23 protein-coding genes are annotated in these 25,848 nt (G+C 67.5%); 7 read left to right on the top strand and 16 right to left on the bottom strand.

Annotated elements, in window-relative coordinates:
• The first annotated feature begins 19 nt into the window (after positions 1-19).
• Both ACFWF1_RS20445 and ACFWF1_RS20440 read left to right on the top strand, forming a co-directional pair.
• Positions 20-241, top strand: coding sequence for a hypothetical protein (locus tag ACFWF1_RS20445; RefSeq protein ID WP_379280755.1), 222 nt, complete (start codon positions 20-22; stop codon positions 239-241).
• Positions 242-356: 115 nt separating this feature from the next.
• On the top strand, positions 357-1,433 hold the full coding sequence (locus ACFWF1_RS20440; protein WP_379280756.1) for an XdhC family protein: 1,077 nt from the start codon (positions 357-359) through the stop codon (positions 1,431-1,433).
• A gap of 6 nt (positions 1,434-1,439) precedes the next feature.
• Here ACFWF1_RS20440 and ACFWF1_RS20435 read toward each other — a convergent pair whose 3' ends face one another.
• The 9 genes from ACFWF1_RS20435 to dapE all read right to left on the bottom strand — a co-directional run bounded on the left by ACFWF1_RS20435 (position 1,440) and on the right by dapE (position 11,756).
• Positions 1,440-3,683 carry a xanthine dehydrogenase family protein molybdopterin-binding subunit gene (locus ACFWF1_RS20435; protein WP_379280757.1) on the bottom strand — a complete coding sequence of 748 codons (2,244 nt, stop codon included), beginning with the start codon at positions 3,681-3,683 and terminating at the stop codon, positions 1,440-1,442.
• Positions 3,680-4,690 carry an FAD binding domain-containing protein gene (locus ACFWF1_RS20430; RefSeq protein WP_379280758.1) on the bottom strand — a complete coding sequence of 337 codons (1,011 nt, stop codon included), beginning with the start codon at positions 4,688-4,690 and terminating at the stop codon, positions 3,680-3,682. Before ACFWF1_RS20430 ends, ACFWF1_RS20435 begins: the two co-directional genes overlap by 4 nt.
• Positions 4,687-5,220, bottom strand: a complete 534-nt coding sequence (locus ACFWF1_RS20425) for a (2Fe-2S)-binding protein (RefSeq protein WP_379280759.1) — start codon at positions 5,218-5,220, stop codon at positions 4,687-4,689. The genes ACFWF1_RS20430 and ACFWF1_RS20425 overlap by 4 nt, the downstream gene beginning before the upstream one ends.
• A gap of 205 nt (positions 5,221-5,425) precedes the next feature.
• Positions 5,426-6,379, bottom strand: coding sequence for a glucosyl-3-phosphoglycerate synthase (locus ACFWF1_RS20420; RefSeq protein WP_379280760.1), 954 nt, complete (start codon positions 6,377-6,379; stop codon positions 5,426-5,428).
• Complete coding sequence (folP, locus tag ACFWF1_RS20415) at positions 6,376-7,260, bottom strand: dihydropteroate synthase (RefSeq protein WP_379280761.1); 885 nt, start codon at positions 7,258-7,260, stop codon at positions 6,376-6,378. Before folP ends, ACFWF1_RS20420 begins: the two co-directional genes overlap by 4 nt.
• 83 nt (positions 7,261-7,343) lie before the next feature.
• Complete coding sequence (locus ACFWF1_RS20410; RefSeq protein ID WP_379280762.1) at positions 7,344-9,113, bottom strand: long-chain-acyl-CoA synthetase; 1,770 nt, start codon at positions 9,111-9,113, stop codon at positions 7,344-7,346.
• A 30-nt stretch (positions 9,114-9,143) separates the two neighbouring features.
• Positions 9,144-9,692: a TIGR00730 family Rossman fold protein gene (locus ACFWF1_RS20405; RefSeq protein WP_379280763.1), complete on the bottom strand. Its 549-nt coding sequence runs from the start codon at positions 9,690-9,692 to the stop codon at positions 9,144-9,146.
• Positions 9,686-10,495: a TIGR00730 family Rossman fold protein gene (locus ACFWF1_RS20400; RefSeq protein ID WP_379280764.1), complete on the bottom strand. Its 810-nt coding sequence runs from the start codon at positions 10,493-10,495 to the stop codon at positions 9,686-9,688. Before ACFWF1_RS20400 ends, ACFWF1_RS20405 begins: the two co-directional genes overlap by 7 nt.
• A 157-nt stretch (positions 10,496-10,652) precedes the next feature.
• Entirely contained in the window at positions 10,653-11,756 is a 1,104-nt protein-coding gene (dapE, locus tag ACFWF1_RS20395; protein WP_379280765.1) for a succinyl-diaminopimelate desuccinylase, read from the bottom strand.
• An 87-nt stretch (positions 11,757-11,843) separates the two neighbouring features.
• Between dapE and dapD the strand changes: the two genes are divergently transcribed.
• Positions 11,844-12,791 carry a 2,3,4,5-tetrahydropyridine-2,6-dicarboxylate N-succinyltransferase gene (dapD, locus tag ACFWF1_RS20390; RefSeq protein WP_379280766.1) on the top strand — a complete coding sequence of 316 codons (948 nt, stop codon included), beginning with the start codon at positions 11,844-11,846 and terminating at the stop codon, positions 12,789-12,791.
• A 314-nt stretch (positions 12,792-13,105) separates the two neighbouring features.
• On the opposite strand, the gene ACFWF1_RS20385 is transcribed toward dapD, so the two are convergent.
• Positions 13,106-14,533, bottom strand: a complete 1,428-nt coding sequence (locus ACFWF1_RS20385; protein WP_379280767.1) for an acyl-CoA synthetase — start codon at positions 14,531-14,533, stop codon at positions 13,106-13,108.
• A gap of 137 nt (positions 14,534-14,670) precedes the next feature.
• Here ACFWF1_RS20385 and ACFWF1_RS20380 point away from each other — a divergent pair, with 137 nt between their 5' ends.
• The gene (locus ACFWF1_RS20380; protein WP_379280768.1) at positions 14,671-15,525 is read left to right on the top strand and encodes an oxygenase MpaB family protein; all 855 of its coding nucleotides are present in this window, start codon (positions 14,671-14,673) and stop codon (positions 15,523-15,525) included.
• 98 nt (positions 15,526-15,623) lie between these two features.
• The gene (locus tag ACFWF1_RS20375; RefSeq protein WP_379280769.1) at positions 15,624-16,337 is read left to right on the top strand and encodes a hypothetical protein; all 714 of its coding nucleotides are present in this window, start codon (positions 15,624-15,626) and stop codon (positions 16,335-16,337) included.
• 6 nt (positions 16,338-16,343) lie between these two features.
• On the opposite strand, the gene ACFWF1_RS20370 is transcribed toward ACFWF1_RS20375, so the two are convergent.
• A complete protein-coding gene (locus ACFWF1_RS20370; protein ID WP_379280770.1) occupies positions 16,344-16,976 on the bottom strand; it encodes a TetR/AcrR family transcriptional regulator in 633 nt (210 codons plus the stop codon).
• A 154-nt stretch (positions 16,977-17,130) separates the two neighbouring features.
• Between ACFWF1_RS20370 and ACFWF1_RS20365 the strand changes: the two genes are divergently transcribed.
• Positions 17,131-17,997: an oxygenase MpaB family protein gene (locus ACFWF1_RS20365; RefSeq protein ID WP_379280771.1), complete on the top strand. Its 867-nt coding sequence runs from the start codon at positions 17,131-17,133 to the stop codon at positions 17,995-17,997.
• Between the two features lie 6 nt (positions 17,998-18,003).
• Here ACFWF1_RS20365 and ACFWF1_RS20360 read toward each other — a convergent pair whose 3' ends face one another.
• From ACFWF1_RS20360 to ACFWF1_RS20340, 5 genes are all read right to left on the bottom strand, one after another.
• Positions 18,004-18,960 carry a proline dehydrogenase family protein gene (locus ACFWF1_RS20360; RefSeq protein WP_379280772.1) on the bottom strand — a complete coding sequence of 319 codons (957 nt, stop codon included), beginning with the start codon at positions 18,958-18,960 and terminating at the stop codon, positions 18,004-18,006.
• 4 nt (positions 18,961-18,964) lie between these two features.
• The gene (gene pruA, locus ACFWF1_RS20355) at positions 18,965-20,599 is read right to left on the bottom strand and encodes an L-glutamate gamma-semialdehyde dehydrogenase (protein WP_379280773.1); all 1,635 of its coding nucleotides are present in this window, start codon (positions 20,597-20,599) and stop codon (positions 18,965-18,967) included.
• Positions 20,600-20,689: 90 nt separating this feature from the next.
• The gene (gene dapC / locus ACFWF1_RS20350) at positions 20,690-21,796 is read right to left on the bottom strand and encodes a succinyldiaminopimelate transaminase (RefSeq protein ID WP_379280774.1); all 1,107 of its coding nucleotides are present in this window, start codon (positions 21,794-21,796) and stop codon (positions 20,690-20,692) included.
• Positions 21,797-21,803: 7 nt separating this feature from the next.
• Complete coding sequence (gene fdxA / locus ACFWF1_RS20345; protein WP_357381081.1) at positions 21,804-22,127, bottom strand: ferredoxin; 324 nt, start codon at positions 22,125-22,127, stop codon at positions 21,804-21,806.
• Positions 22,128-22,453: 326 nt separating this feature from the next.
• A complete protein-coding gene (locus tag ACFWF1_RS20340; RefSeq protein WP_379280775.1) occupies positions 22,454-25,054 on the bottom strand; it encodes a bifunctional FO biosynthesis protein CofGH in 2,601 nt (866 codons plus the stop codon).
• 255 nt (positions 25,055-25,309) lie between these two features.
• Here ACFWF1_RS20340 and ACFWF1_RS20335 point away from each other — a divergent pair, with 255 nt between their 5' ends.
• Positions 25,310-25,807: a PH domain-containing protein gene (locus ACFWF1_RS20335; protein ID WP_379280776.1), complete on the top strand. Its 498-nt coding sequence runs from the start codon at positions 25,310-25,312 to the stop codon at positions 25,805-25,807.
• Positions 25,808-25,848: the final 41 nt, after the last annotated feature.

Below are 25,848 nucleotides of genomic sequence, written 5' to 3'. Positions count from 1 at the left end.
GTGACCTGAGGAGGCAGTGATGAATCTGCTCGTCACGGTCGGCGGCGCCGTCTTGGCGCTCGGCCTGCTCATCCTGATCACCACCGTCCTGCGACGACCGAGCAAGTCGCCGGGACAGCTGACCGTCGCCGCGCTGCAGGCGCGACTCGCCGAGGAACACGCCCCGGCCGAGGAGGCGGCGGAACGCCTGGTCGCGCCGGAGTTGGAGCACGCGGCCGCGCAACAGGCCAAGGATTCCTGACGCACGTGTCCGGCCGAATAGCTTTCGAGTAGCTAGGCTCGAACGAATGTCGAGTAGCTAGGCTGGAACGGACCGGTCGATACCGGTGTGCCCGCTCGAGAGAGGAACCGTGCCTATGCGCGCCATGCTCGACCAGTTGATCACGCTGGCGGGGCAGGGGCCGGTGGCCTTGGCGCGAGTGGTGGATACGACCGGCCCCGGGCCGCGTGAGTCCGGTGCCGCGATGATCGTTACTCAGTCCACCGAGGTATTCGGGTCGCTGTCGGGTGGTTGTGTGGAGTCCGCGGTCGTCGAGTCGGCGCGCCAGGTGCTGGCCACCGGCCACGCGGTGACCGACCGGTTCGGTTATACCGACGGCGACGGTATCGCGGTGGGGCTGACCTGTGGCGGCGAGATCGAGGTCTTCGTCGAACGGGTGACATCCGATCGCGTCCCGATGCTGTCGGAATTGCGGCGGCAGATCGCAGCCGGTCTACCGGTCGCGCTGGCCACCAGGCTCGATACCACCGCGGAGTGGAAGCTGCTGCGGACCGACTCGACGGAGGCGTGGCACGACGTCGACCGTGACGCACTCGCATTGCTCGACGCGGGCCGCAGCGGTGTGGTCGGTGCCGACGAATGCGAGGCCGACACCTCCCCGCGGCCCCGAGTTTTCGTGCAGGTCTTCGGTGCGCCCGCGCGGATGATCCTGGCCGGCGCCAATGATTTCGTGCGTGCGCTGAGCCGGACCGGTCGTCAACTCGGCTACCGGGTCACCGTCGTCGATGCCCGCGAAACCTTCGCCACCGCAGCGCGCTTCCCGTCCGCGCACGAGGTCGTGGTGGATTGGCCGCATCGGTACCTGCGCAACGAGCAGGAGGCGGGTCGGATCGATGGCCGCACCGTGGTCTGTGTGCTCACGCACGACACCAAGTTCGACGTGCCGACGATCGCGGCGGCACTGGACATCGAGGACATCGGCTTCGTCGGCGCCCTCGGTTCCCGCCGGACGCATGCCGAGCGGACCGAACGTCTACGTGCCGCGGGTGTCACCGAGAGCAAGCTGGCGCGGCTGAAAAGCCCACTGGGCCTTGACCTCAACGCACGGACACCGGACGAGACCGCGATCTCCATCGCCGCGCAGATCCTCGCCGAGCGCGGCAACGCGACGGCTCGACCGCTCGACCGGATCAACGGCCCCATCCACCGCTGACCCGCCTCAGATCAGGTGTTCGATGCGGAGCGGGATGTCGCGGAAGCGGCGGCCGGTGGCGTGGTGCACGGCGTTGACGATGGCAGCCGCCGCGCCGATCATGCCGAGTTCGCCGATTCCCTTGACGCCCAACGGGTTCACCACGGTGTCGTCGACCGCCACGAACGAGATGTCGACCTCGGGGGCATCGGCGTTGACCGGGAGCAGATACTCCAGCAGCGACGCGTTGGCCCAGCGGCCGTCGCGGGTGTCGGGCAGCGAGCCCTCCATCAGTGCTTGGGACAGGCCCCAATTCATGCCGCCGAGCACCTGGCTGCGGGCCAGTTTGGTGTTGAGCACCCGGCCGGGGGCGAAGGCGCCGACCATCCGGCGGACCCGGATCAACCCCAGCTCCGGATCGACGGCGACCTCCGCGAACTGGGCGCCGAAGCTCATCTTCCCGTACGGCGCCGGGGTGGCGGCGGGGCGCCAGCTGCCGGTCGTCTCGATATCCGAAAGATGGTTCCGCTCCAGCACATCCGCGTACGCGTCACACACCGAGGGATCATCGGTCAGCCGCAATACGCCCTCGACACCGTCGATCTCGTCGGGCGTGCGGCCGCGCAGCGGTGAGTCGATGTCGGCGACCGCGATCTCGATGAGCTGGGCGAGCAGCTGGGCGCAGGTGACGTGTACCGCAGAGCTGATGGAGCTCGCGCCGATCGATCCGACGCTGGCCGCGATGTTCGGGTAGTCGGTGTTGCCGATCTCGAAGCGGATCCGGTCGAACGGCATGCCCATGGCGTCGCAGGCGACCTGCGACATGGCGGTCGCGACGCCGGTGCCGAACTCCTGGGTGCCCGTCTGGACGACGAGCGAGCCGTCCGAGCGCAGCCTGGCGTGTGCCCGCTGCGGCTGGCCCGGCTCGTACACCGGGTAGCCCGCCGTGCCGACGCCCCAGCCGAGCAGCCAGTTGCCGTCGGTGTGCGACCCGGGGGTCTCGATCCGGCCGTCCCAGCCGAAACGCTCGGCGGCCAGCCGGAGGCATTCAACGTAACCGTCTGAGCTCCACGGGTTTCCGCTCTCCGGGTCGACGGCGGCATGGTTGTGCAGCCGCAGTTCCACCGGGTCGGTGCCGAGCTGTTCGGCGAGTTCATCGATGGCGCACTCCAGCGCGACCATGCCGGACGCCTCGCCCGGCCCGCGCATGAAGGTCGGCGTCATCGTGTTGCCCTTGATCAGCCGATACTGCCCCTCCCAGTGCGGAATTCCGTACGCCTTGCTCGCCACCTCCAGCGACGGCTCCGCCCAGTCATCGAAATGCGAAGTGACGGAAAGCTTGTGGTGCCGCAGCCCGGTGAACCGGCCGTCGGCGTCGCAGACCAGCGTGACGCGCTGCTCCTGCTCCTCGCGTAATCCGGTGCCGTAGAACATCTGCTCGCGATTCAGGATCACCCGGAGCGGCCTGCCGAGCTCCCGCGCGATCAGCGGGGCGAGCGTAACGTGCGGCCACATCATGGCTTTCGCGCCGAACCCACCGCCGACATAGTCGGTGACGACCCGCACCTTGCTCGGCGAGATGCCGAGGTGCGCGGCGATGGTCAGCTGGCTGGCCACGATGCCCTGGGTGGCGTCGTAGACGGTGACCGAATCCCCGTTCCACATCGCGGCGGTGACCGAGCATTCGATCGGATTGTGGTGGTTGGCGGCGAAGCGGAACGTCGCGTCGACGGTGTGCGCGGCGGCCGCGCTCGCGCCGTCGAAGTCGCCGCGTGACTGTGCGGCAGGGATCTGGCCCGCGAAGATGCTGTCCGGCAGGTACTGCTCGTCGCGTCCGTCGTCCAGGCGCACCAGCGCGGGCCGCTTGTCGTAGGTGGCCTCGACCAAGCGGGCGGCCTGCTGGGCGACCTCGAAGGTGTCCGCGACAACGACGGCGATCGGCTGGCCGAAGTAGTGGATTGTGGTGTCCTGCATGGGAAAGAAGCTCTGCCCCGGTGCGGGTTGCCCGAACAGCGACGGCAACAGCGGCACCGACGCGACGCGCGGCAGGTTCTCATGGGTGAGCACAGCGACCGCACCGGCCCGCAGCGCTTGGCCGACATCGATGGATTTCACTGTGCCGTTGCCGATCTCGGCTCCGACAATGACGCCGTAGGCGGCGTTCGGCATCGGAATCTCGGCGGTGTAGCGGGCGGCGCCGGTGACTTTGGCGTGCCCGTCGATGCGGTCGAGACCCTGACCGACGAGCTTGGGGACGGTGGGGGTGCTCATTTCCGGCCTCCCCGGTGCGCGATCTGCTCGGTCACGATCTCCAGGGTGCGCACCATGGTGCGTTGTGCCAGTTCGATTTTGAACCGATTCATCGGATAGCCGTCGTCGGCGGCGGCCAGCTCGGTGGCGGCCGCGGCCGCGAAGTTCGCCTTGGTCGCGGGCTTGCCGACCAGCAGCGCCTCGGCCATCTTGGCGCGCCACGGCTTGGTCGCCACGCCGCCGAGGCCGATGCGGACACCTCGTATCGCACCATCCGCCAGATCCAGTGCCACGGCCGCGGAAGCGGCGGCGAACTCATAGGATTCGCGGTCGCGCACCTTCAGATAGTGCGAGTTCACCGCGAACGGCAAGGGCGGAACGTCGATTCGGACGATGAGCTCGTCCGCGGTGATCGGATGCTCCAGATGCGGTGTGTCACCGGGCAAGAGGAAGAAGTCGTCGAAGGCGATGGCCCGGGTGCCGCGCGGTCCCTGCACCTGCACCACCGCGTCGAGCGCGGTCAGCGGGATGGCCATGTCGGAGGGGTGCATGGCGAAACAGTGCTCGCTGGTGCCCAATACGGCATTGCCGCGGTGCAGTCCGTCCAGTGCGCCGCAGCCGCTGCCCGGTTCTCGTTTGTTGCAGGCGAACGCGATGTCGCGGAACTGCGGGCAGCGCACCCGCTGCATCAGATTGCCGCCCATCGACGCCATGTTGCGGATCTGCGCGGACGCGCCCTTCCACAGCGCGATGGACAGGAACGGAAAGCGTTCGACGACACCGGGATCGGCGGCCACCTCACCCATCCGGACCATCGCGCCGATGCGCAGGCCGCCGTCCGGGCGGTGCTCCAGGTCGGTGAGCGGCAGCCGGTTGATGTCGACCACGTTGTCCGGCTCCATCGCGCCGATCCGCAGCATGTCCACCAAAGTGGTGCCGCCCGCGAGGAATACGGTATTCGGGCGGGCGGTTACCGCGGCGAGGGCCTGATCCACTGTCTCGGCGCGGGCAAAGGCGATGGGCTTCATCGGGTTTCACCCATCTCGTCGCGTGCGCTCTTTATCGCGTCCCTGATGTTCTGGTAGGCGGCGCAGCGGCAGATATTGCCGCTCATCCACTCGGCGATCTCTTCGTCGCTGCCGGTATGTCCCTCTTCGATGCATTTGATCGCCGACATGATCTGTCCCGGCGTGCAATATCCGCATTGGAAGCCGTCGCAGCTGATGAACGCGCGCTGCACCGGATGCAGCTCCTCGCCCTCCGCCACCCCCTCGATCGTGGTGATCTCGCGCCCCTCCACGCTCAAAGCCAAGGTGAGACAGGATAATTCGCGCTTACCGTCGACCCACACCGTGCACGCGCCACAGGCGCCCTGGTCACACCCCTTCTTGGTGCCGGTGAGCCGCAGGTACTCGCGGAGGGCGTCGAGCAGGCTGACCCGAGGTTCCAGCGCCACCGGGAAAACGTGGCCGTTCACCCGCAGCGTCGCCAGCGTGTAGTCGGGACCGGCAAACTCTGGCTGCCGTGTGTCCTGCTTGGGTAGCTCACCAATAGTCATAGACGTATCTCCTGCTCATGAGCGCGCAATGGTTGCAGCATCTCGAAGTACAGAATGCGAACGTAAGACCGAACAACACTCTAGCGTTCACTCAGCAAACACGCTCGCCATCTCAGGAATGCGCAGATCACAGCAGGGCCCATGGCTTTTCGACAGCAACGAACCCGGGCACCGTAGGCACCCGGGTTCGCGCGTCAGACGTTGGTCAGGCAGCCGCCCACTCGGGGCGCAGCGTATTCATCGGCGGACGATCGGCCAGCGACACCTCGGTGCTGTGCGCGGTGAAGGCGTCCCCGACCAGCGGGAACTGGGTGAGTGCCGCCCCGGAGTCCTGCACCCCGCTGCGGCCGAGCACGGTGCCGAGGATCTGCCTGCTCATCACGCCCAGATCGGCCAGCGGACGGTTCCGGTGCGTGCGCACCCCGAGGTTCACCTGCCCGATCGCGGACAGGCCGAGCTGGTCGTAGGTATCGAGCAGCAACCCGATCTCCACGCCGTACCCCGGCGCGAACGGGACCGCGGTGAGCAACTCACGGGTGCCCGCGTATTCGCCGCCGAGCGGCTGCAACACCTGGGAGAGCTCGGGCCGCAGCGCGGCGAGCAGTGGACGGGCGACGAGCTCGGTGACCCGGCCGCCGCCGTGCGCGTCCACCGCACCGCCCTGCCGTAGCGGCCTGCGGTAGTAGGCCTTGACCAGGTGCATCGCATCGACCGTGAGCAGCGGGCCGAGCAGTTTCGGCACGAATTCGGGATCCGGGTCGATGAGGTCGGAGTCGACGAAGGCGATCAGATCGCCGCCGGTGACGGCCAGCGACCGCCACAGCACCTCGCCCTTGCCCGGCACCGGGTCCAGCTCGGGCACCGCCTGCTCGCGGCTGATCACCTCGGCGCCCGCGGCACGGGCCCGTTCGGCGGTGGCGTCGGTCGAGCCGGAATCGAGCACGATCAGCTCGTCGACCAGGGTGCCGAGCAGCGGCATGATGCTGGCCACCACGTCGGCGACGGTGTTTTCTTCGTTCAGCGCGGGCAGCACCACCGAAACGGTGCGGCCGTCTTTGGCGGCGACGAGTTCGTCGACCGACCAGTGGGGGCTGTCCCAGGTGTTTGTCGTAGCCCACGCGGGGCTGTGTTCGCGGCCATGGGGGTGGTGGAATTTCATACCAAACCTCGCAGGGTGCGTGCTGGGGGCCGGATGCCTTGGATCGCGGCGATCATGTCCACTACTCGCCGGGTGGCGGCGACTTCGTGGACTCGGAAGATTCGGGCGCCGGCGGCTGCCGACCATGCTGTTGCTGCCAATGTGCCCTCCAACCGTTCGGAAAGATCGACACCTAGAGTCTCCCCGATGAAGTCCTTGTTGCTGAGTGCCATCAGGACAGGCCACCCGGTATTTACAAGAACGTCCACTCCACGCAACAACTCGAGCCCGTGATAAGTGTTCTTGCCGAAATCATGGGTCGGATCGATCAGAATCGAATCCGCCCGCACGCCCGCTGCGGCCGCCTTTTCGGCTGCTTGGACCAAAGTCTCGGTCACCTCGGCCACTATGTCGGCATAACGGACGCGATGCGGACGGGTGCGCGGGACCGCACCGCCGGTATGGCTGCACACGATGCCGACCCCGTGCTCGGCGGCCACCGGTACCAGGTCGGGGTCGGCGCCGGACCAGGTGTCGTTGATCAGATCCGCGCCCGCCCGCACCGCCGCCAGCGCCACATCGGCACGCCAGGTATCGATGCTGATCAATAACTCCGGATACTTCGCGCGAATGGCCGCGACGAACGGGATTACCCGGCGCGATTCCTCGGCGGCGTCGACCAATGCGCCGGGGCCCGCCTTCACGCCGCCGATATCGACCAGATCCGCACCTTCGTCCACCGCGCGGGCGACGGCCGCCATGGCGGCTTCGTCGGTAAAGGTGGCGCCTTTGTCATAGAACGAATCGGGAGTGCGATTCACGATCGCCATCACCAGCGCCCGATCGGTCGCCACCGGCTTGCCGCACAAGGTTGGAAGCGGCGCTGCGGTGGTGCGAGACATTCTCTGACTGTACCGACCGGTGTGCCAGCGGTCTCGCCGCCCAGCGGCCTCACCTACCTCAGTAAGGCCGCTGGGCGGCGCGGCTAGTTCTTCGGGGCGCGGCCTGCGGCTACGTCGGCGGGATAGTCGTCATAGAAGGGAACGTAGCCGTCTGAACGGCCCGCCAGGACGTACAGGCTGCCGTCGCCGTCGGACGCGTAGCCCTGCTTGCGTAGTTCGACCTTGCGGCTCTTGAACGTGGAGGTCTGTTCCAGTTCCTTGACGACCCGGATGAACAGCGGGACTGCGTAGGCGGGCAGCTGTTGATAGACCTCTCCGGCGATCGCCTTACCGTCGAATTCGGTGTCCGGACTCAACGTCACCGCCGCCATGCCCGCCCTGCCGTCGGCGCCCGGCACATCTACGCCGTAGACGACCGCCTGCGAGAGCGCATGCGATCGGGTCAGCGCGCCCTCGACCTCGGTGGTCGCCACGTTCTCGCCCTTCCAGCGGAAGGTGTCGCCGAGCCGGTCGACGAAGGCGATGTGATGCCAGCCCTGATCGCGGACCAGATCGCCGGTGTCGAACCAGACGTCGCCCTGCTCGAAGCCGTCACGGACCAGCTTCGCCTCGGAGGCGGCCTTGTCGGTATAGCCGTCGAACGGTGAGCGGTCGGTGACCTTGGACAGCAGCAAGCCGACACCACCGGTGCCGACCTTGTGCAGTCGGCCGTCCTTGTCGCGCTTGACTTTTCCGGTCTCCTCGTCGTAATCGACCACCGCGTACGGCAGCGGCCCGAAGCCTGCGGTGCGGTCGACGCTGAACGCGTTGATGAAGGCGATGTTCGCCTCACTGGCACTGTAGAACTCGACGATCCGATTGATGCCGAACCGGTTCTTGAACTCGTCCCACAGTTCCGGGCGCAGCCCGTTGCCGACCGCCAGCCGGACCCTGTGCTGCCGGTCGGTCGGCTTCGCGGGCTGGTTCAGCAGGTAGCGGCACAGCTCACCGATATAGATGAAACCCGTTGCCTGCTCACGGATCACCTCGTCCCAGAACCGGGACACGGAGAACTGCCTGCCGAGCGCGAAAGTACCGCCGGAGCCGATCACCGCCGACAGCGCGACGGTCATCGCGTTGTTGTGGTACAGCGGCAGGCAGCAGTACAGGGTGTCGTTGCCGCGCAGGCGAATTCCGAGGCCGGCGATGCCCGCCAGGCTCTTGGTCCAGCGCAGATGGGTCATCACGCTGGCCTTGGGCAAGCCCGTGGTGCCGGAGGTGAAGATGAGGAAAGCGCGTTCCTTGGCGGTGATCTCCGCGCACACCGGCGGGTCGGTGGCGTCCGCGCCCTGGGCGGCGGCCTGCAAATCGTTGGCGGACAACACATTCGCGAGCGGCTCGGCCAGCGAGTCCAGCGCCTCTTTGCATTCCTCGCCGACCACGTTCAGCACGCTGTGCAGCAGGCCGAAGCTGTGCGCGAGCACCTGATCGCGCTGGTGATGATTGAGCAGGCCGACGGTGGCGCCGAGTTTCACCGAAGCCAGTGCGGTGAACAGGGTTTCGGGCCGATTGGTCATCAGCAGGCCGACCACGTTGCCACGCTGCACACCGCGCGCGGCCAGCACCGCGGCAAAGCGGTTCACCTCGGCGTTGACCTCGCCGTAGGTGTAGGCGGTGCCTTCGAAGCGCAGGAACGTGCGGTCCGGATAACGATGCGCGGCCCGCTGAAAGTACAGCCCGACAGAGGATTTGTCGTCCGGCCCGACCAGCATGCCTGCCACGTTGCGCAGCATGGCCGGTGCCTCGAACGCCATCGCGGGCAGGTTTTTGGCCAGGCTTAATAAGCTAACCGTCGAGCGGCCATCAGAACTCACTGTGAAGCTCTCCTCATCAGGAAGTGTTGCTCACGCCTCCAATGCCGTGAAGGCGGACGAAAGATCAGTGACCACGGTAATGCGGTCCATGGCGGGCTGGGGCACGAACTTACGGTCGTAGAGTTCGTCGAGCCACTGGAAAAGGCCTCGATAGAAGCCATTCGGGTCCAACAACACCACCGGCTTATTGTGCTGTCCCAGATAGCCTCCGGTCCAGGTTTCGAAGAACTCCTCCAGGGTGCCGATGCCGCCCGGCAGGGTGAGGAAGGCGTCGGCGCGGTCCTCCATGATCTGTTTGCGCTGCCGCATGGTGTCGGTGACGACCAGCTCGTCGGCATCGACATCGGCGACCTCGCGGTGCACCAGGTGCTTCGGGATCACCCCGACGGTGTTGGCGCCGCCGGCCCGAGCCGCGATCGCCACCTCGCCCATCATCGAGACGTTGCCGCCGCCGGACACCAATTGCCAACCGCGCCGGGCGATCTCGGTGCCGACCTGGGCGGCCAGCGCGAGGTAGGTGGGATCGGCGGTGCTCGCGGAACAGTAGACACAAATGGAATACGGCTGCTCGCTCACCACTGGTCCTCCGTACCGAGCGCGTCCTCCGCGCCGTTGCCCTCCGCGCTGGCCAGGATGATCTGCACGACCTCTTCCACGCTGTCGGTGACGTGGATCAGGCCGAGGTCACCGGGCGAGATCTTGCCGGAGCCGCCGAGCGAATCGCGCAGCCAATCGACCAGGCCGGACCAATATCTGCTGCCGAACAGGATGATCGGGAACCGGGTGATCTTGCGGGTCTGCACCAGGGTGAGCGCCTCGAACAGCTCGTCCAGGGTGCCGAAGCCGCCGGGCAGGCAGATGAACGCCTCCGAGTACTTCACGAACATCGTCTTGCGGACGAAGAAGTAGCGGAAGTTGATGCCGAGATCGACCCAGTCGTTGAGGCTCTGCTCGAACGGCAACTCGATGCCGAGGCCGATCGAATAACCGCCCGCCTCGCACGCGCCACGGTTGGCGGCCTCCATCGCGCCGGGGCCGCCGCCGGTGATCACCGCGAAACCGGCCTTGGCCAGCGCCGTGCCGATCGCCCGGCCGGCCTGGTACTCCGGATGATCCGGGCCGGTGCGCGCCGAACCGAACACGGTGACCGCGCGCGGCACCTCGGCGAGCGCGCCGAAACCCTCGACGAACTCGGCTTGGATGCGCAGCACCCGCCACGGGTCGGTGTGTACCCAATCGGTGTCGCCGCGCCTGTCCAGCAAATTCCGGTCGGCCGTGCCGGTCCCATCCTTGCGGTCCCGGCGGAGCATGATCGGTCCGCGAAACTTGGCTGTCGACTTCTGCGTATTGGCAACCTCGCGGTCAGCGGCGTCGGTGGACATACCGCCCACGCTACCGGGGACTGCGCACCGCAACTGCCTGGAGGCGAGAAGTCGTCCGACGTTCAGTAGCCCGACCCGGCCCCGAGACAGCCCCGCAACCTGCACCCCAGCAAACCCGTGATTCAGCGCTGCCTGTGATCGAACAGATAGACGGGTCTCAGCCCACCGCGCCGGTCAAGTAGTTGCGCAGCATGGCGGTGACGGCGGTGATCTGGTCGACGGGGACGTGTTCGTCGCGCTTGTGGGCGAGGTTGGGGTCGCCGGGGCCGAAGTTGACGGCGGGGATGCCGCGGGCGGCGAAGCGGGCGACGTCGGTCCAGCCGTACTTGGCGCGCACGCCGCCGCCACCGTGGCTGTTCACCGAGGCGATCAGGTCCTTGGCGGCCGGGGCGGTCAGGCCGGGCAGCGCGCCGGGTGCGGAGTCGGTCACCTCGAAGGTCAGCTCGAGGCCCGCGAACACCTCGCGGACATGCTCGACGGCCTGGTCGACCGTGCGATCCGGGGCGAAGCGGAAGTTCACCTCCACCTCGGCGGCATCGGGCACGACATTGCCCGCCACCCCGCCGGCGGTGCGCACCGCGGACAGTCCCTCGTGATAGACGCAGCCGTCGATATCGACCTCGCGGGCCCGATAGTCGGCCAGCCGCTGCAGGATCGGGGCCAAGCGGTGAATCGCGTTGTCGCCCAACCAGGCTCGCGCCGAGTGCGCGCGCGTTCCGGCGGTGGACAGCCGAACCCGCAGCGTCCCTTGGCAACCCGCTTCGATCCAGCCGCCGGACGGTTCGCCCAGCACCGCCAGATCACCCGCGAGCCACTCCGGCAGCTCGCGTTCGATCGTGCCGAGCCCGTTGAACTCCGACGCGATCTCCTCGCAGTCATAGAAGATCAACGTCAGGTCGTGCACGGGTTCGGCCACCGTCGCGGCCAAATGCAGGAACACCGCATCGCCGGACTTCATGTCGACCGACCCGCAGCCGTAGAACACCCGCTCCCCCGCCGCGTTCTCGGTGAAATGCCCGGGCACGTTGCCGGCGATCGGCACGGTATCCAAGTGTCCGGCCAGCACCACTCGGCTCGGCAGTCCCCGATTCGTCCGCGCCAGCACCACATTCCCGTGCCGCACCACCTCGAACCCACTCGTCTGCTCCCGCAACGCCCGCTCGACGAGATCGGTGATCGCCACCTCGTCCCGCGAAACACTCGGAATATCGACAAGAGCAGCGGTCAGGGTGATCGGATCAGCACGCAGGTCGAGGGTCACACCCCCACCCTACGACCGCCGTGTGGTGGGGCACATCGGTGGAGCGGGCTCACCACTGGTGGCGACAGGTCGGTAATCTCTGTTGACGTGAGCATTCAGGGAGCAGCAGCAATCGGTATCGCCAATGTGACCGCGGACGGGACCGTCTTGGACACCTGGTACCCGAGTCCGGAGCTCGGCGAGTTCGCCGAGACCGGAACTAAGCGCCTGGATGACGCCCCTGCGGAGTACGCGGCGCTGCTCGGGTTCGACGAGGCGCGCGGTGTCGATGTGGTCGCGGTGCGCACGACGATCGCGGATCTGTCGGCGGCACCGGTCGACGCGCACGACGTCTACCTGCGGCTGCATCTGCTCTCGCATCGGCTGGTCCGGCCGCACGGGGTGAACCTGGACGGTCAGTTCGGGCTGCTCAGCAATGTGGTGTGGACCAATCACGGCCCGGCGGCGGTGGAGGGCTTCGAGACCACCCGCGCCAAGCTGCGCGCCCGCGGCCCGGTGACCGTGTACAGCATCGACAAGTTCCCGCGCATGGTCGACTACGTCATCCCGTCCGGTGTGCGCATCGGCGACGCCGACCGGGTCCGCCTCGGCGCACATCTCGCTTCCGGCACCACCGTCATGCACGAGGGCTTCGTCAACTTCAACGCGGGCACCCTCGGCAACTCCATGGTCGAGGGCCGCATCTCGGCCGGTGTCGTGGTCGGCGACGGCTCCGACGTCGGCGGCGGCGCCTCCATCATGGGCACCCTCTCCGGCGGCGGCACCACCGTCATCTCCATCGGCGAGCGCTCGCTGCTCGGCGCCAACGCCGGCGTCGGCATCCCCCTCGGCGACGACTGCGTCGTAGAAGCCGGCCTCTACCTGACCGCAGGCACCAAGGTCACCACCCCCGACGGCACCGTCGTCAAGGCCGCCGAATTCAGCGGCCAGAACAACCTCCTCTTCCGCCGCAACTCCGTCACCGGCGCGGTAGAAGTGGTGCCCCGCAAGGGAACCGGCATCGAACTCAACGCCGCCCTGCACGCCAACGACTGACCCGGGATCCGAGAGGCACGCCACAGCGGCTCCAGAGCCGCGCGCACGTTGGCCTGACGCGCACGTTTCGGGGCGCTGCGCACGAAATCGCTAGCCGATTCCTGCGCGGCGGGCCGATTCACGCGCGGCAAGCGAAATCACGCGCGGCAGGCGTGCGCCGGTACGGCACCGAGGTCGCGCACACACTGACTCGCTGCGCGCGTTTCGGGGCGCTGCGCACGAAATCGCTAGCCGATTCCTGCGCGGCGGGCCGGTTCGTGCGCGGCGGGCCGGTTCGTGCGCGGCGGGCCGGTTCGTGCGCGGCGGGCGGAGCTTTAGGTGAGGCGTTTCTTTTGGACCTTGCCCATGGCGTTGCGGGGAAGGGAGTCGACTATGCGGATCTCGCGGGGGCGTTTGTGGGTCGAGAGTTGTTCGGCCACATGGGTGATCAGGTCTTGTTCGATGGAAGTCGGGGCGGGGCTGCGTAATACGACGAAGGCGACGATGCGTTGGCCTAGGTCGGGGTCGGGGAGGCCGACTACGGCGGCCTCGGCGACGGCGGGGTGGCCGAGGAGGGCGGTTTCCACTTCGCCTGCGCCTATGCGGTAGCCGCCGGACTTGATGAGGTCTACCGATTCGCGGCCGACGATGCGGTGGAAGCCGTCGGGGTCGATGGCGGCGACGTCGCCGGTTTTGAACCAGCCGTCTTCGGTCCAGCTTTCGGCGGTGGCGTCGGGGCGGTTGAGGTAGCCGTCGAAGAGCATCGGGCCGGAAACCTGGAGGCCGCCGATGCTTTCGCCGTCGTGCGCGACGTCGGCGCCGGATTCGTCGCGCAGCCTGGTCTGTACGCCGCGCACCGGCGTCCCGACCCAGCCGGGGCGGCGCTCACCGTCGGCGCGGGTGGACAGGGTGATCATGGTTTCGCTCATGCCGTAGCGTTCGATCGGCGCGTGGCCGGTGAGTTCACGCAACCGCTCGAACACCGGAACGGGCAGAGGCGCGCTCCCGGACACGAGCAGCCGCGCATCAGCCAATTGCTTTGCGGCATCTGGATCTTCGACAACCCGCGACCACACGGTGGGCACCCCGAAATACAGCGTGCCGTGCGCGGCGGCGTACGCCTGCGGGGTCGGCTTGCCGGTGTGCACCAGCGGACTGCCCACCCGCAGCGGACCGAGCACACCGAGGATCAAACCGTGCACGTGGAACAGCGGAAGCCCGTGCACCAGAACGTCGTTCGCGGTCCAGGCCCACGCGTCGGCGAGCGCGTCCAGTCCAGCCGCGATCGCACCGCGGCTGAGTACAACACCTTTCGGCAAACCGGTCGTCCCGGACGTGTAGAGCACGAAAGCGGTTGCCGCAGCGTCGGGTTCGGGATAGGTATGCCATGACCTGGCGTGCACCCGGACCGGCACCACCGGCAGCTCGCTGCCCTCGGGCGCTTCGCCGAGCCAAGCCTGCGCCCCGGAATCGGCCAGGATGTGCGCGAGCTCAGCGGTTCCCGAATCCGGCGGCACCGGAACAACTGTCACCCCGGCGATCAGACAACCGACCACCGCGAGCACCGTACTCACCGTCGGCTTGGCCAGCACCGCAACCCGATCGGCCCTGGCCACCCGCTCGGCGACGGAGGTCGCGGCACCGAGCAGATCACTGCGCGAGAGCGTCACCCCGTCGATGGTGACGGCATCCGGAATATCCGCCCCGCCTGCGACGGCGAGCGGGTTCAGGGAACTGAGCAGCAACGGCGGACCGAACGACATGCGCCCAAACTACTTCGCCCACCCCGCAACACCTCGGCCGGTCACAGGTGAATGAACCGTCGATGTGACCGTTGACACACGTGATGAGGCGGTGAGACAGTTAGTGCATAGCCTTCTCAATGAGACAGGGGTCGACGATGACCAGGCCACTTCGCGCAACGACGCACGAGACCGAACCGCCGGACGAGCTCGACATCACCCAGTTCATCGACGGCATCGCCGGCCTGCTCGGCGGCGGCGCGAACGTCATCATGCAGCTCAGCACCCGGCCGGTCGGTTACGGCGTGGTGGAGAGCACCGTCGACAGCGGAAAGGTCATGCTGCACCCGGTCAAACGGTTGCGCACCACGATCACCTACCTGGCCGTCGCCATGCTCGGCACCGAGGACGAACGCGCCGACTACCGCGCGGCGGTCAATCGTTCGCATCGCCCGGTGCATTCGACCGCGTCGAGTCCGGTCCGCTACAACGCCTTCGACCCGAGTCTCCAATTATGGGTTGCCGCTTGCCTTTACTGGGGCGCGAAGGATCTGTACGAACGCATGCACGGCCCGATGGACGAGCCGACCGCCGATGCCTTCTACCGCCACAGCGCCCGTCTCGGCACCACTTTGCAAGTGCGCCAAGACATGTGGCCCGCCGATCGGCAGGCCTTCGCCGCGTACTGGGACGCCAATCTGGCCGGCACCACGATCGATCCGCCGATCCGCGACTACTTCAACGACCTGATCGATCTGAAGATGCTGCCCCGGCCGGTGCAACTCGTCTTCGGCCGCCCGCATCGCTTCTTCGTCGCGGGCCTGCTCCCGCCACATCTGCGGGACCAGATGGGCTGCACCTGGACCGCGCGCGACGAGCGCACCCTGCGGCGCGTCATGCGCACCCTCGGCACCACGCAGACCTGGCTCCCCCGCCAGGCGCGCATGTTCCCGATGAACGCCTACCTGCTGGACCTGCGCATGCGCCGCCGCCTCGGCCTCCCCCTCGTCTGACTGGGCAATTGATCAGCTACCGCGTGTCGCGAGCGACTTTTCACTGCTGATCGGTGTTATCTCGAAGAGCACACAGGGGGCCGAGCCAGGAGGAAACGATGGGCTATCGGACTGTTGTGACCGCGGCGGCCGCCGCGGCGACCTACTGCGCGCTCGTCGCGCCTACTGCCTATGCGGAACCACCCGACCCGGCGGTCGTCCCACCACGCACCGCGATTTCCATCCGTTCCACCTTCGGCGCGAACTGGAGCACCGCGAACGAACACGAATCTCGCACCAGCCTGTCGCTGACGAAGCTCTACCTCGCCGACTACGCCCTACGGCACGGCGACGGCTCTCGCGCGGACCGCGACCTCGCCGAACGAATGATCCGCTACTCCGACGACGGCGCGGCCACCACCATGGAGAACAAATATCCACAGGCACTCAAATCCGTTGCAGCGGAATACCATCTGACGGACACCCGCTCAGCGGGAAGTTGGGGCGCGGCCTACACCAGCACCGCGGACCTGGCCGACTTCCTGGACGCCAAACTGCGCACCGACCCCAACTCCCCGATCCTCGAATGGATGGCCGAAGCGGGCGAGAACGCCACCGACGGCACCGAACAGGATTGGGGCACGGCGCGTTTGCCGTTCGTCCTCGGCACCAAGTGGGGCTGGTCGGATTTCGGCGAGCCCGACGTCGCCTCGGCCTCCTACGGCCCCGGTTTCGCGGTCGCGGCGCACACGCACGGCACCGCGACCGAGCAGACCCTCGACATCCTCGGGGCGCTCCCGCTGGCCGCCCTCGAACTCGCCACCGGCCACTGAGACCCGTCAGGGCACCCGGAACGACACCACGATGTGATCGCGCGCGAACTGCCGGATCGCCACCTCGTCATGCAGTGGAATGACGGTCTGCGGCGTCAGCGCCAGCGATAACGCCGTGCGCGCAATCATTTCCGCGAGCGGCTCCGGGTCGTAGGCGGGCAGCTTGCCCTCCTGCTGCAGCCGGGCGATGAACTCGGCCAGGTAGTCCCGGCCGAGCTCGAGCACCGGCGCGCCCTTGATGGTGAGATACGGCAGCACCAGTTCGGGCTCGGTGGCGAGCAGTCGATGGACGAGCCGGTTGTCCCGGAGCCCGGTGATGAACGCGGCGAACAGTTCGACGATCTGTTCCTCCGCGCCCGCGTTCCGATCCACCTGCCGCTGCAAGGCCGCGTCGACCTGCTCGACGAACTCGCGGGTCTGCCGCAAGCCGACCGCCTCGATCAGATCGGACTTGCTGGCGAAGCGCCGATACAGGGTGGCGAGCGACAGTCCGCAGCGCCGAGCGACCTCGACCATGCTGGTGCGCTTGATGCCGAAGTCGAGGAACGCCAGCATCGCGGCATCGAGCACGCGCGCCTGATTGCGGTCTTCCGGACCGGCGCCGCGCACCAACGGCAGCAGTCTGCTGAGCCTCGCCATGCCTTCCACCCTATCGGGATCGCCGAAACGATGACACAAGAAGCATTGCAACGCATCATTGACATGATCGACGAGACAGTGAGAAGGTGAGTTAAGAACCTTCTCACTGTTCGCTTGTCCGGGCCGCTCCGGACACAGAAAGTCGAGGTCAACGATGACCACACCGCTGCGCATCGCCGAGCCGGATCCGGACCGTGCCGAGCAAACCCTCACGCCGGACAGCGTCCAGCAGTACATGGACGGCATCGCGGCCTTCCTGGGCGGCACCGCCAACGTCATCATGCAGCTGAGCCTGCGCCCGGTCGGCCGCGGCGTGCTGGAGAGCACCGTGGACAGCGGCAAGGTCACCCTGCATCCGGTCAAGCGACTGCGCACCACGCTGACCTACATCGCCGTCGCCATGATGGGCTCCGACGAGGAACGCGCGGCCTACCGCGCGGCGGTCAACCACTCGCACCGCCCGGTCCACTCCGGACCGCAGAGCCCGGTGAAATACAACGCCTTCGATCCGAAGCTGCAGCTATGGGTGGCGGCCACCATCTACTGGGGCATCGACGACCTCTACACCCGCATGCACGGCCCGCTGGATCCGGCGACCGCCGAGGCGCTCTACCAGTACAGCGCGCGGCTCGGCACCACACTGCAGATGCGCCAGGAGCTGTGGCCCGCCGATCGCACGGAGTTCTTTCCGTGGTGGGAGGAGAACCTCGCGCAGTACCGGATCGAGCCCGCCCTGCGCGAGTACTTCGACGGCATCATCGACCTCGAAATGATGCCGCGGCCAATCCGATTCACCTTCGCCAAGCTGCAGCGATTCATCGTGGCGGGACTGCTGCCGCAGCACGTGCGCGACGAGATGCGGATGACCTGGACCGACCGGGACCAGCGCCGATTCGACCGAATGCTGCGCGGCATCTCGGTCGTGCACACCCGACTACCGAAGCAGGCCCGGATGTTTCCGTTGAACATCTACCTGTTCGATCTGCGCAGGCGGCTGCGACTGGGAAAGCCACTGGTGTAGGGACTTTCAGGACTTGCTGACGAGAGCGCGTAGAAAGAACCCGAGATTGGCGGGCCGCTCCGCCAGCCGCCTGGTGAGATAGCCGTACCACTGACTGCCGTAGGGCACGTAGACCCGGACCGCCCTACCCGCCGCGACCAGCCGCAGTTGCTCGGCATCACGGATGCCGTACAGCATCTGGTATTCGAATCGGTCAGGGCCACGGCCGCCTTCGGCCGCGAGATCCTCGGCATCGGCAATCGGCACCGGGTCGTGCGAGGCCACCATCGGGTAGCCGTCGCCGAGCATCAGCGCGTCGAGGCAGCGCAGATAGGAATTGGTCACCTCGGACGCTCGCTGGAAGGCGACCTCATGCGGCTCGCGATAAGCGCCCTTGCACAACCGGATTCGCGAATCCGGTCCCGACAGCGCGCGGCAATCCGCTTCGGTTCGATGCAGATATGCCTGCAGAACCGCACCTAGCCACGGGAATTCACCGCGCAGCTCGCGGACCGTGGCCAGCGTGGCATCGGTGGTGGTGTGGTCTTCGGCGTCGACGGTCACCCACACGTCGGCCTGGGCTGCCTTGGTGCACAGAATGCGCAGGTTCTCGGTGGCGATCGCGGGCCCGTCCACCGGCAAAGCCTGGCCGAGTGCGGACAGCTTCACCGATACCTCGACGGGCGGGGCGTCGATGCCAGGTAGTGCGGGACGGTCCAGCGCGGCCAATTCGTTGATCAGCGAAAGGTATTCGGCCACGGTGGCCTCGGCCTGGCTCCGGTCGGTGGTGTTCTCCCCGAGGAAGTCCACGCTGACCATCCGCCCGCTGTTCAGCAGCGTCTGTGCCACCTCGATGAGGTCGGCCCTGGTCTCCCCTGCCACGAACCGCCGCACGAGGTCGGCGGTGACCGGGATGCCGGTGAGCGCGCGTTTCAGCCGTGGCGACTCCGACGCCGCGAGGATGAGGGGACGCAGTGGATTCACCGGTTCACTCGCCCATGTGCGGGTAGCGGTAATCGGTTGGCGGAACGAAGGTTTCCTTGATCGTGCGCGCGGATACCCAGCGCAGCAGATTCAGCGGGGAGCCTGCCTTGTCGTCGGTGCCGGACGCGCGGGCGCCGCCGAACGGCTGCTGGCCGACCACCGCTCCGGTCGGCTTGTCGTTGATGTAGAAGTTGCCCGCCGCGAATCGCAGTGCGGCGCCTGCCTGTTCGACCGCTTGGCGATCCTGCGCGAACACCGCCCCGGTCAGCGCATACGGTGCCGCTGAGTCGACCTCCGCCAAAATGGCCGCGTACGAGCCGGGTTCGGCGTCGTCATAGACGTGCACCGACAGGATCGGCCCGAAATACTCGGTGGCGAACGACTCGTCGTGCGGATCGTCCGCCAGCAGCACCGTCGGGCGGACGAAGAATCCCTCGCTGTCGTCGTAGGTGCCGCCGACCGGAATGGTCAGCCCGGCATCCCTGGCCCGCCGAATCGCGGCGGCGTTCTTGTCGAAGGCACGCTGATCGATCAGCGCACCACCGAAATTGGACAGATCGGTCACATCCCCGTAGGTCAGCTCTGCGGTGCGGTGCAGGAATTCGTCGCCCATCTTGCGCCACACGGAACGCGCGATATAAGCGCGCGAGGCGGCCGAACACTTCTGCCCCTGATACTCGTAGGCACCACGAATCAGCGCGGTCCGCAACGCATCCGGATCGGCCGACGGGTGGGCGACGATGAAATCCTTACCGCCCGTCTCCCCGACCAACCGCGGATAACCGTGATACCGGCCGAGATTCGCGCCGACCTGCTGCCACAGATACTGAAAGGTCTTGGTGGAGCCGGTGAAATGAATCCCGGCCAGTTGCGGATCGGCCAGCGCCACCTCCGACAGGGCGATGCCGTCGCCGGTCACCATATTGATCACACCCGGCGGCAGCCCCGCCGCCTCCAGCAATCGCATCGTGTAGAACGCCGAGAGCGTCTGCGTCGGCGACGGCTTCCACACCACCGTGTTCCCCATCAGCGCAGGTGCGGTCGGCAGATTCCCGGCGATAGCGGTGAAGTTGAACGGCGTGATCGCGTAGACGAACCCTTCCAGCGGCCGATAGTCCAGCCGGTTCCACACCCCCGCACTCGACTCCGGCTGCTGCGCCATGATCTGCCGCGCGAACGCCACATTGAACCGCCAGAAGTCGATCAACTCGCACGGCGCGTCGATCTCCGCCTGCTGCGCCGACTTCGACTGCCCGAGCATGGTCGCCGCCGCGATGGTCTCCCGCCACGGCCCGGCCAGCAGATCGGCGGCCCGCAAGAACACCGCGGCCCGCTCGTCGAACGGCAACGCCCGCCAGCCCGGCGCGGCCGCCAGCGCCGCGTCGATCGCGCCCTGCGCTTCGGAATGCGTGGCATCGGTATAGGTCCCCAGCACCTGACGGTGCCGATGCGGCGCGACGATATTGTGCCGCTCGCCGATCCCCGGCCGATGTTTACCGCCGATGACCAGCGGCACCTCGACGTTGTCCGCGGCGATCTCGGCCAGCTTGGCGACCAGCAGTTCCCGCTCGCGACTGCCCGGTGCGTACGAGTGCACCGGCTCGTTGCTGGGAGTAGGAACAACCGTGACAGCGTCCATACCTCAGGCTAACGCCGGCTCGCGCCCCGTGCCTCTGCCCGCCGTGCGTGTCGGCCGTCCGTCCGCGCGACGGACGGCCGAGCGGGTGGTCTACGCGGTCAACCGTTGGACAGCGGCGGCGATGCGTTCATCGGTCGCGGTCAGCGCGATGCGGACATGTTCGGTGCCGGTGGGACCGTAGAAATCTCCCGGGGCGGCGAGGATGCCACGGTGGGCGAGCCAGTCGAGGGTGGTGCGGCACGGTTCGCCGCGAGTCGACCAAAGGTAGAGACCCGCTTCGGAGTGGTCGATCCGGAAACCGGCTTCTACCAAGGCTTTTCGCAGTACCTCGCGGCGAACACGGTACCGCTCACGCTGCTGCGCCTCATGCGCGTCGTCGCTGAGCGCGGCGGTCATCGCGGCCTGGATCGGGAACGGCACCATCATTCCGGCGTGCTTGCGCACTTCCAGCAGTTCCGCGACCAGTGCCGGGTCACCCGCGACGAAGCCAGCGCGGTAGCTGGCCAGGTTGGAGGTCTTCGAAAGCGAGTGCACGGCAAGGAGGTTCGTGTGGTCGCCGTCGCTGACCTCGGGATCGAGGATGGAGACGGCGCGCCCCTCCCAGGTGAGGCCGAGGTAGCACTCGTCGGAAGCGATGATCACGTCACGTTCGCGGGCGAATTCGACGACCTTGCGCAGGTGATCGACGCCGAGCACGCGCCCGGTCGGATTCGACGGGGAGTTCACGAACATCAACGCGGGCGTCCGCGGTCCGAGCTGGGTGAGCCCGTCGGCCCGCACGATCTGCGCGCCGGCGAACAGCGCACCCACCTCGTAGGTCGGGTAGGCCACCTCGGGGATGACGACCAGGTCGTCCGCGCCGAGGCCGAGCAGCCGGGGCAGTCCGGCGATCAGTTCCTTGGTGCCGATCGCGGGCAGCACCGCCGCCGGGTCGAGCCCGGTGATCCCGTAGCGCCGCTTGAGCGCGTCGACCGCGGCCGCGCGGAGCTCGGGGGTGCCGTGCGTCGCCGGGTAACCGGGCACGGCGGACGCCGCACTCAGGGCCGCGCGGATGAGCGGATCGACCGGGTCCACCGGGGTGCCGACCGACAGGTCGACGATCCCACCGGGATGCGTCGCCGCCTTCGCCTTCACCGAAGCGATGGTGTCCCAGGGAAAATCGGGGAGCAGGCTGCTGACCCGAGCACGTGCCGTCACGTCCGAGCTACTCGCTCGCCATCGGCGGCAGTTCCTTGATGAACGGCGGGTCGTAGTCGACCTGACCGACCTTGGTGGCGCCGCCCGGCGAACCCAGCTCGTTGAAGAAGTCGATGTTGGCGTTCACGTACCCGCTCCACTGGTCCGGGGTGTCGTCTTCGTAGAAGATCGCCTCCACCGGGCACACCGGTTCACATGCACCACAGTCCACGCACTCGTCGGGATGGATATACAGCATGCGGCCACCCTCGTAGATGCAGTCCACGGGGCATTCCTCGATGCATGCCTTGTCCTTCACGTCAACGCACGGTTCAGCGATGATGTACGGCACTGCCGTTCTCCTAGTCTGTCCTCACCTTGCGGGGATAGTCCGCCCAGCGAAACCCTATCCGGACACCCCACGCTACTCCGGGTCAGCCTTGCCTAACTTCAGATGTTCCGCACGCCACTATCGGCGTGCGAAACCACTGCCCGGATCAGGCTGTTCGGCACCGTTCCCACGACATTGCGGGTCCGGCTCCCTCCGTTCGGCGACAGCCCGGCCGGTCCGCCGGGTTTCCGGCATCGCGACCGCGATCCGACTTCGATCGCAGTGCGGGGCCTTGCCTATCGCCGAACCCGCCTTCCGTCTTCGGCCGTTGCCGGAAGCCTACGCCGTCACCCGACCGTGAGTGGTAGCGCCGAAACCTTGTGCTGCGGAACGCCGTACGTGGTGGTCCGTTCGCGGGCCGGCCGGCCGATGCCCGCGGCGATGTCCACCAGCTCCGCAACGGTCTTGGCCGAGCCGTGCTGCGAGCCCGCCATCCGGGAGATGGTCTCCTCCATCAGCGTGCCGCCGACGTCGTTGGCGCCGCTGTTGAGCATCACCCTGGTGCCGACGGTGCCGAGCTTCACCCAGCTGGTCTGGATGTTGTCGATCCGGCCGTGCAGCATGATCCGCGACAGCGCGTGCGCGGCCTGGTTGTCCCGGTTCGTCGGGCCGGGCCTGGCCGCGCCGGCCAGGTACAGCGGCGCGCTCTGATGCACGAACGGCAGCAGCACGAATTCGGTGAAACCGCCTGTCTCGTCCTGGATTCCGCGCAGCACGCGCAGGTGCCCGACCCAGTGCTTCGGGTTGTCCACGTGGCCGTACATCATGGTCGAGCTGGAACGCAGGCCGATCTGATGCGCGGTGGTGATCACCTCGATCCACGCCGAGGTCGGCAGCTTGCCCTTGGTGAGCACCCAGCGCACCTCGTCGTCGAGGATCTCCGCGGCGGTGCCCGGGATGGTGTCCAGGCCCGCTTCCTTCAGCGCGACCAGCCAGTCCCGAATGCTCTGCCCGCCGCGCGAAGCGCCGTTGACGATCTCCATCGGGCTGAAGGCGTGGACGTGCATGGACGGCACCCGCTGTTTCACCGCACGCACGATGTCGGCGTAGCCGGTGACCGGCAGGTCGGGATCGATACCGCCCTGCATGCAGACCTCGGTGGCGCCGTCGACGTGCGCCTCCCAAGCCCGATCCGCGACCTCGTCCATGCTCAGCGTGAACGCGTCGGCGTCGCCCTTGCGCTGCGCGAACGCGCAGAAGCGGCAGCCGGTGTAGCAGATGTTGGTGAAGTTGATGTTCCGGTTCACCACGTAGGTGACGTCGTCACCGACGGTGTCGCGACGCAGCTGATCGGCCAGCGCGGCCACTGCCTCCAGGTTCGCACCGTCGGCCGTGGCCAACGCCAGGTATTCGGCGTCGGACAGTGCGGCCGGGTCGCGCTCGGCGGCCTTCAGCGCGGCGAGCACCTCGGAGTCGAGCCGTTCCGGCGCGACGACCGCGAGATCGCGGGCCTGCTCGCGGATGGTGTCCCAATCGCCGAAGGCGCCCACCACGTCCTGGCCGATGGCGGAATCGCTGCGGCTCTCGGTGTTGCGGCCCTCGGTGTCGATGGCGGTGTTGAGGTCGACGCGTCCGGCGGATTCCCAGGACTGGTCCGGTTCCTGCCAGGGCAAGCCGACCGGCATCGCGTCCGGGTTCGCCAGACCGGTGACCGGATCGCTGAGCGCGGCCACGTGCACGCCGATCCGCGGGTCGATCCACGGGCTGCCCGCGCGCACATACTTCGGATGCGCGGAGGTCCGCTCGACCAGCTGGTACCCGGCCTGCTCGGTGATCTCCCGCAGCGTGTCCAGGTTCGGCCACGGCCGCTCCGGGTTCACGTGGTCCACCGTCACCGGCGACACGCCACCCCAGTCATCGATGCCCGCATCGATGAGCGCGAGGCAGTCCTCGTGCGACACCAGGTTCGGCGGCGCCTGCACCGGCACGTCCGGGCCGAGCAGCAGCCTGGTCACCGCGATGGTGGCCAGGAACTCCTCGATGCCCGCGTCGGGGACGTCGCGCATGGCGGTGTCGTCCTTGGCCCGGAAGTTCTGGATGATCACTTCCTGGATGTGCCCGAAAGCCTTGTGCTGCTTACGGATCGCCATGATCGACTCGGCGCGCTCGGTCAGCGTCTCGCCGATGCCGACCAGCAGGCCGGTGGTGTACGGAACCGAAAGGCGGCCCGCATCGGTGATCGCGCGCAACCGGACCGCCGGGTCCTTGTCCGGGCTGCCGTAATGGCAGGCGCCCTTCTCGGTGAACAGCCGGGTCGCGGTGGTCTCCAGCATCATGCCCATCGACTGCGCGACCGGCTTGAGCCGGGAGATCTCCTCCCACGACATCACACCCGGATTCAGGTGCGGCAGCAGGCCGGTCTCCTCGAGCACCAGAATCGACACGGCGCGCAGGTAATCCAGCGTGGAGTCGTAGCCACGCTCGTCGAGCCACTGCGCGGCCTCCGGCCAGCGATCCTCGGGACGGTCGCCGAGCGTGAACAGGGCTTCCTTGCAGCCGAGTGCGGCGCCGCGGCGGGCGATGTCGAGCACCTCGTCGGGTTCCAGGAACATGCCCTTGCCCTCGGCGCGCAACTTGCCCGGCACCGTCACGAAGGTGCAGTAGTGGCATTTGTCACGACAGAGCCGAGTCAGCGGAATGAAGACATTGCGGGAGTAGCTGATGGTCTTCGGCCGCCCCGCCGACTCCAGGCCCGCGTCACGCACTCTGGCTGCGCTGTGGCTCAGGTCTTTCAGGTCGTCACCGGTCGCATGCAGCAGCACCGCGGCTTCATCCACGTTCAACGTGACACCGTCACGGGCTCGTCGCAGAGCCCTGCGCATAGCCGATGGAGAAGGGAGTGCAGCAGGAATGCTCGGGTTCGGCAGTTCGGTCACGTCTTCGATCATGCGCTAACCATCCGGACCTGTCTCCTTCCGAGGCTGATGAGTGAGCGTAGCGACCAGAACCCACCGGGCGCGGGACGCCGCGTTCACCACGGCACCCTGTGACAGCGAGGCACCATGTGAGCGTTGACAACTGCGCGAAGCTCGGGGCTATTCCATCGGCGCCCGCCGAAATCGGTTGCCCGTGGTCACCCGGGTGCGCCGCGCCGCGCACCATCGGCGGCCCAGCGGGCCGAAGTTCATGGAACCATGGCAGGCATGTCGCAGCCGCGCACCATCATGGCCGATCCGGCCTGGCGCCCCAGTCCGAAGGCGAAACTCTTGTGGACCATCCAGGCCGCCCTGGTCTGGGTGGTTCCGTTCGCGGCGCAGCTCGTCTGGGCAGTCCTCGACTCCGGCAATCGGGGGTGGCAGCTCACGGTGTTCCTGGTGACGCTGCTGCTCGCCGGATTGAATATCGGTGTGGTCCCGTGGTGGCGGTACGCGGTGCACCGGTGGGAGGTCACCGAGGAGGCCGTGTACACCCGCGTCGGCTGGCTCACCCAGGAGAGCCGGGTGGCGCCGATTTCGCGGGTGCAGACCGTCGATACCGAACGCGGGCCGTTGGCGCGACTGCTCGGGCTTGCCACGGTGACGGTGACTACCGCCTCGTCCGCGGGCGCGGTGCAGATTTCCGAGCTCGACCTCCCGGTCGCCGAGGAGACGGTGGTCCGGCTGACCCGGATCGCGGCGCAGCATCGGGGCGATGCGACGTGACATCAGCGGAGGCGATCGCACCGGAGACCGATCAACCGTGG

The organism is Nocardia sp. NPDC060255 (assembly GCF_042727395.1).
GTDB lineage: Bacteria > Actinomycetota > Actinomycetes > Mycobacteriales > Mycobacteriaceae > Nocardia.
This window is presented reverse-complemented; position numbering and strand designations above follow the sequence as displayed.

Bases quoted from the DNA above. Each gene is read 5' to 3' on its own strand.
- ACFWF1_RS20445 (WP_379280755.1), top strand. From the start codon at position 20: ATGAATCTGCTCGTCACGGTCGGCGGCGCCGTCTTGGCGCTCGGCCTG.
- ACFWF1_RS20440 (WP_379280756.1), top strand. From the start codon at position 357: ATGCGCGCCATGCTCGACCAGTTGATCACGCTGGCGGGGCAGGGGCCG.
- ACFWF1_RS20435 (WP_379280757.1), bottom strand. From the start codon at position 3,683: ATGAGCACCCCCACCGTCCCCAAGCTCGTCGGTCAGGGTCTCGACCGC.
- ACFWF1_RS20430 (WP_379280758.1), bottom strand. From the start codon at position 4,690: ATGAAGCCCATCGCCTTTGCCCGCGCCGAGACAGTGGATCAGGCCCTC.
- ACFWF1_RS20425 (WP_379280759.1), bottom strand. From the start codon at position 5,220: ATGACTATTGGTGAGCTACCCAAGCAGGACACACGGCAGCCAGAGTTT.
- ACFWF1_RS20420 (WP_379280760.1), bottom strand. From the start codon at position 6,379: ATGAAATTCCACCACCCCCATGGCCGCGAACACAGCCCCGCGTGGGCT.
- folP (WP_379280761.1), bottom strand. From the start codon at position 7,260: ATGTCTCGCACCACCGCAGCGCCGCTTCCAACCTTGTGCGGCAAGCCG.
- ACFWF1_RS20400 (WP_379280764.1), bottom strand. From the start codon at position 10,495: ATGTCCACCGACGCCGCTGACCGCGAGGTTGCCAATACGCAGAAGTCG.
- ACFWF1_RS20385 (WP_379280767.1), bottom strand. From the start codon at position 14,533: ATGTCGTTCGGTCCGCCGTTGCTGCTCAGTTCCCTGAACCCGCTCGCC.
- ACFWF1_RS20380 (WP_379280768.1), top strand. From the start codon at position 14,671: ATGACCAGGCCACTTCGCGCAACGACGCACGAGACCGAACCGCCGGAC.
- ACFWF1_RS20375 (WP_379280769.1), top strand. From the start codon at position 15,624: ATGGGCTATCGGACTGTTGTGACCGCGGCGGCCGCCGCGGCGACCTAC.
- ACFWF1_RS20370 (WP_379280770.1), bottom strand. From the start codon at position 16,976: ATGGCGAGGCTCAGCAGACTGCTGCCGTTGGTGCGCGGCGCCGGTCCG.
- ACFWF1_RS20365 (WP_379280771.1), top strand. From the start codon at position 17,131: ATGACCACACCGCTGCGCATCGCCGAGCCGGATCCGGACCGTGCCGAG.
- pruA (WP_379280773.1), bottom strand. From the start codon at position 20,599: ATGGACGCTGTCACGGTTGTTCCTACTCCCAGCAACGAGCCGGTGCAC.
- ACFWF1_RS20340 (WP_379280775.1), bottom strand. From the start codon at position 25,054: ATGATCGAAGACGTGACCGAACTGCCGAACCCGAGCATTCCTGCTGCA.
- ACFWF1_RS20335 (WP_379280776.1), top strand. From the start codon at position 25,310: ATGTCGCAGCCGCGCACCATCATGGCCGATCCGGCCTGGCGCCCCAGT.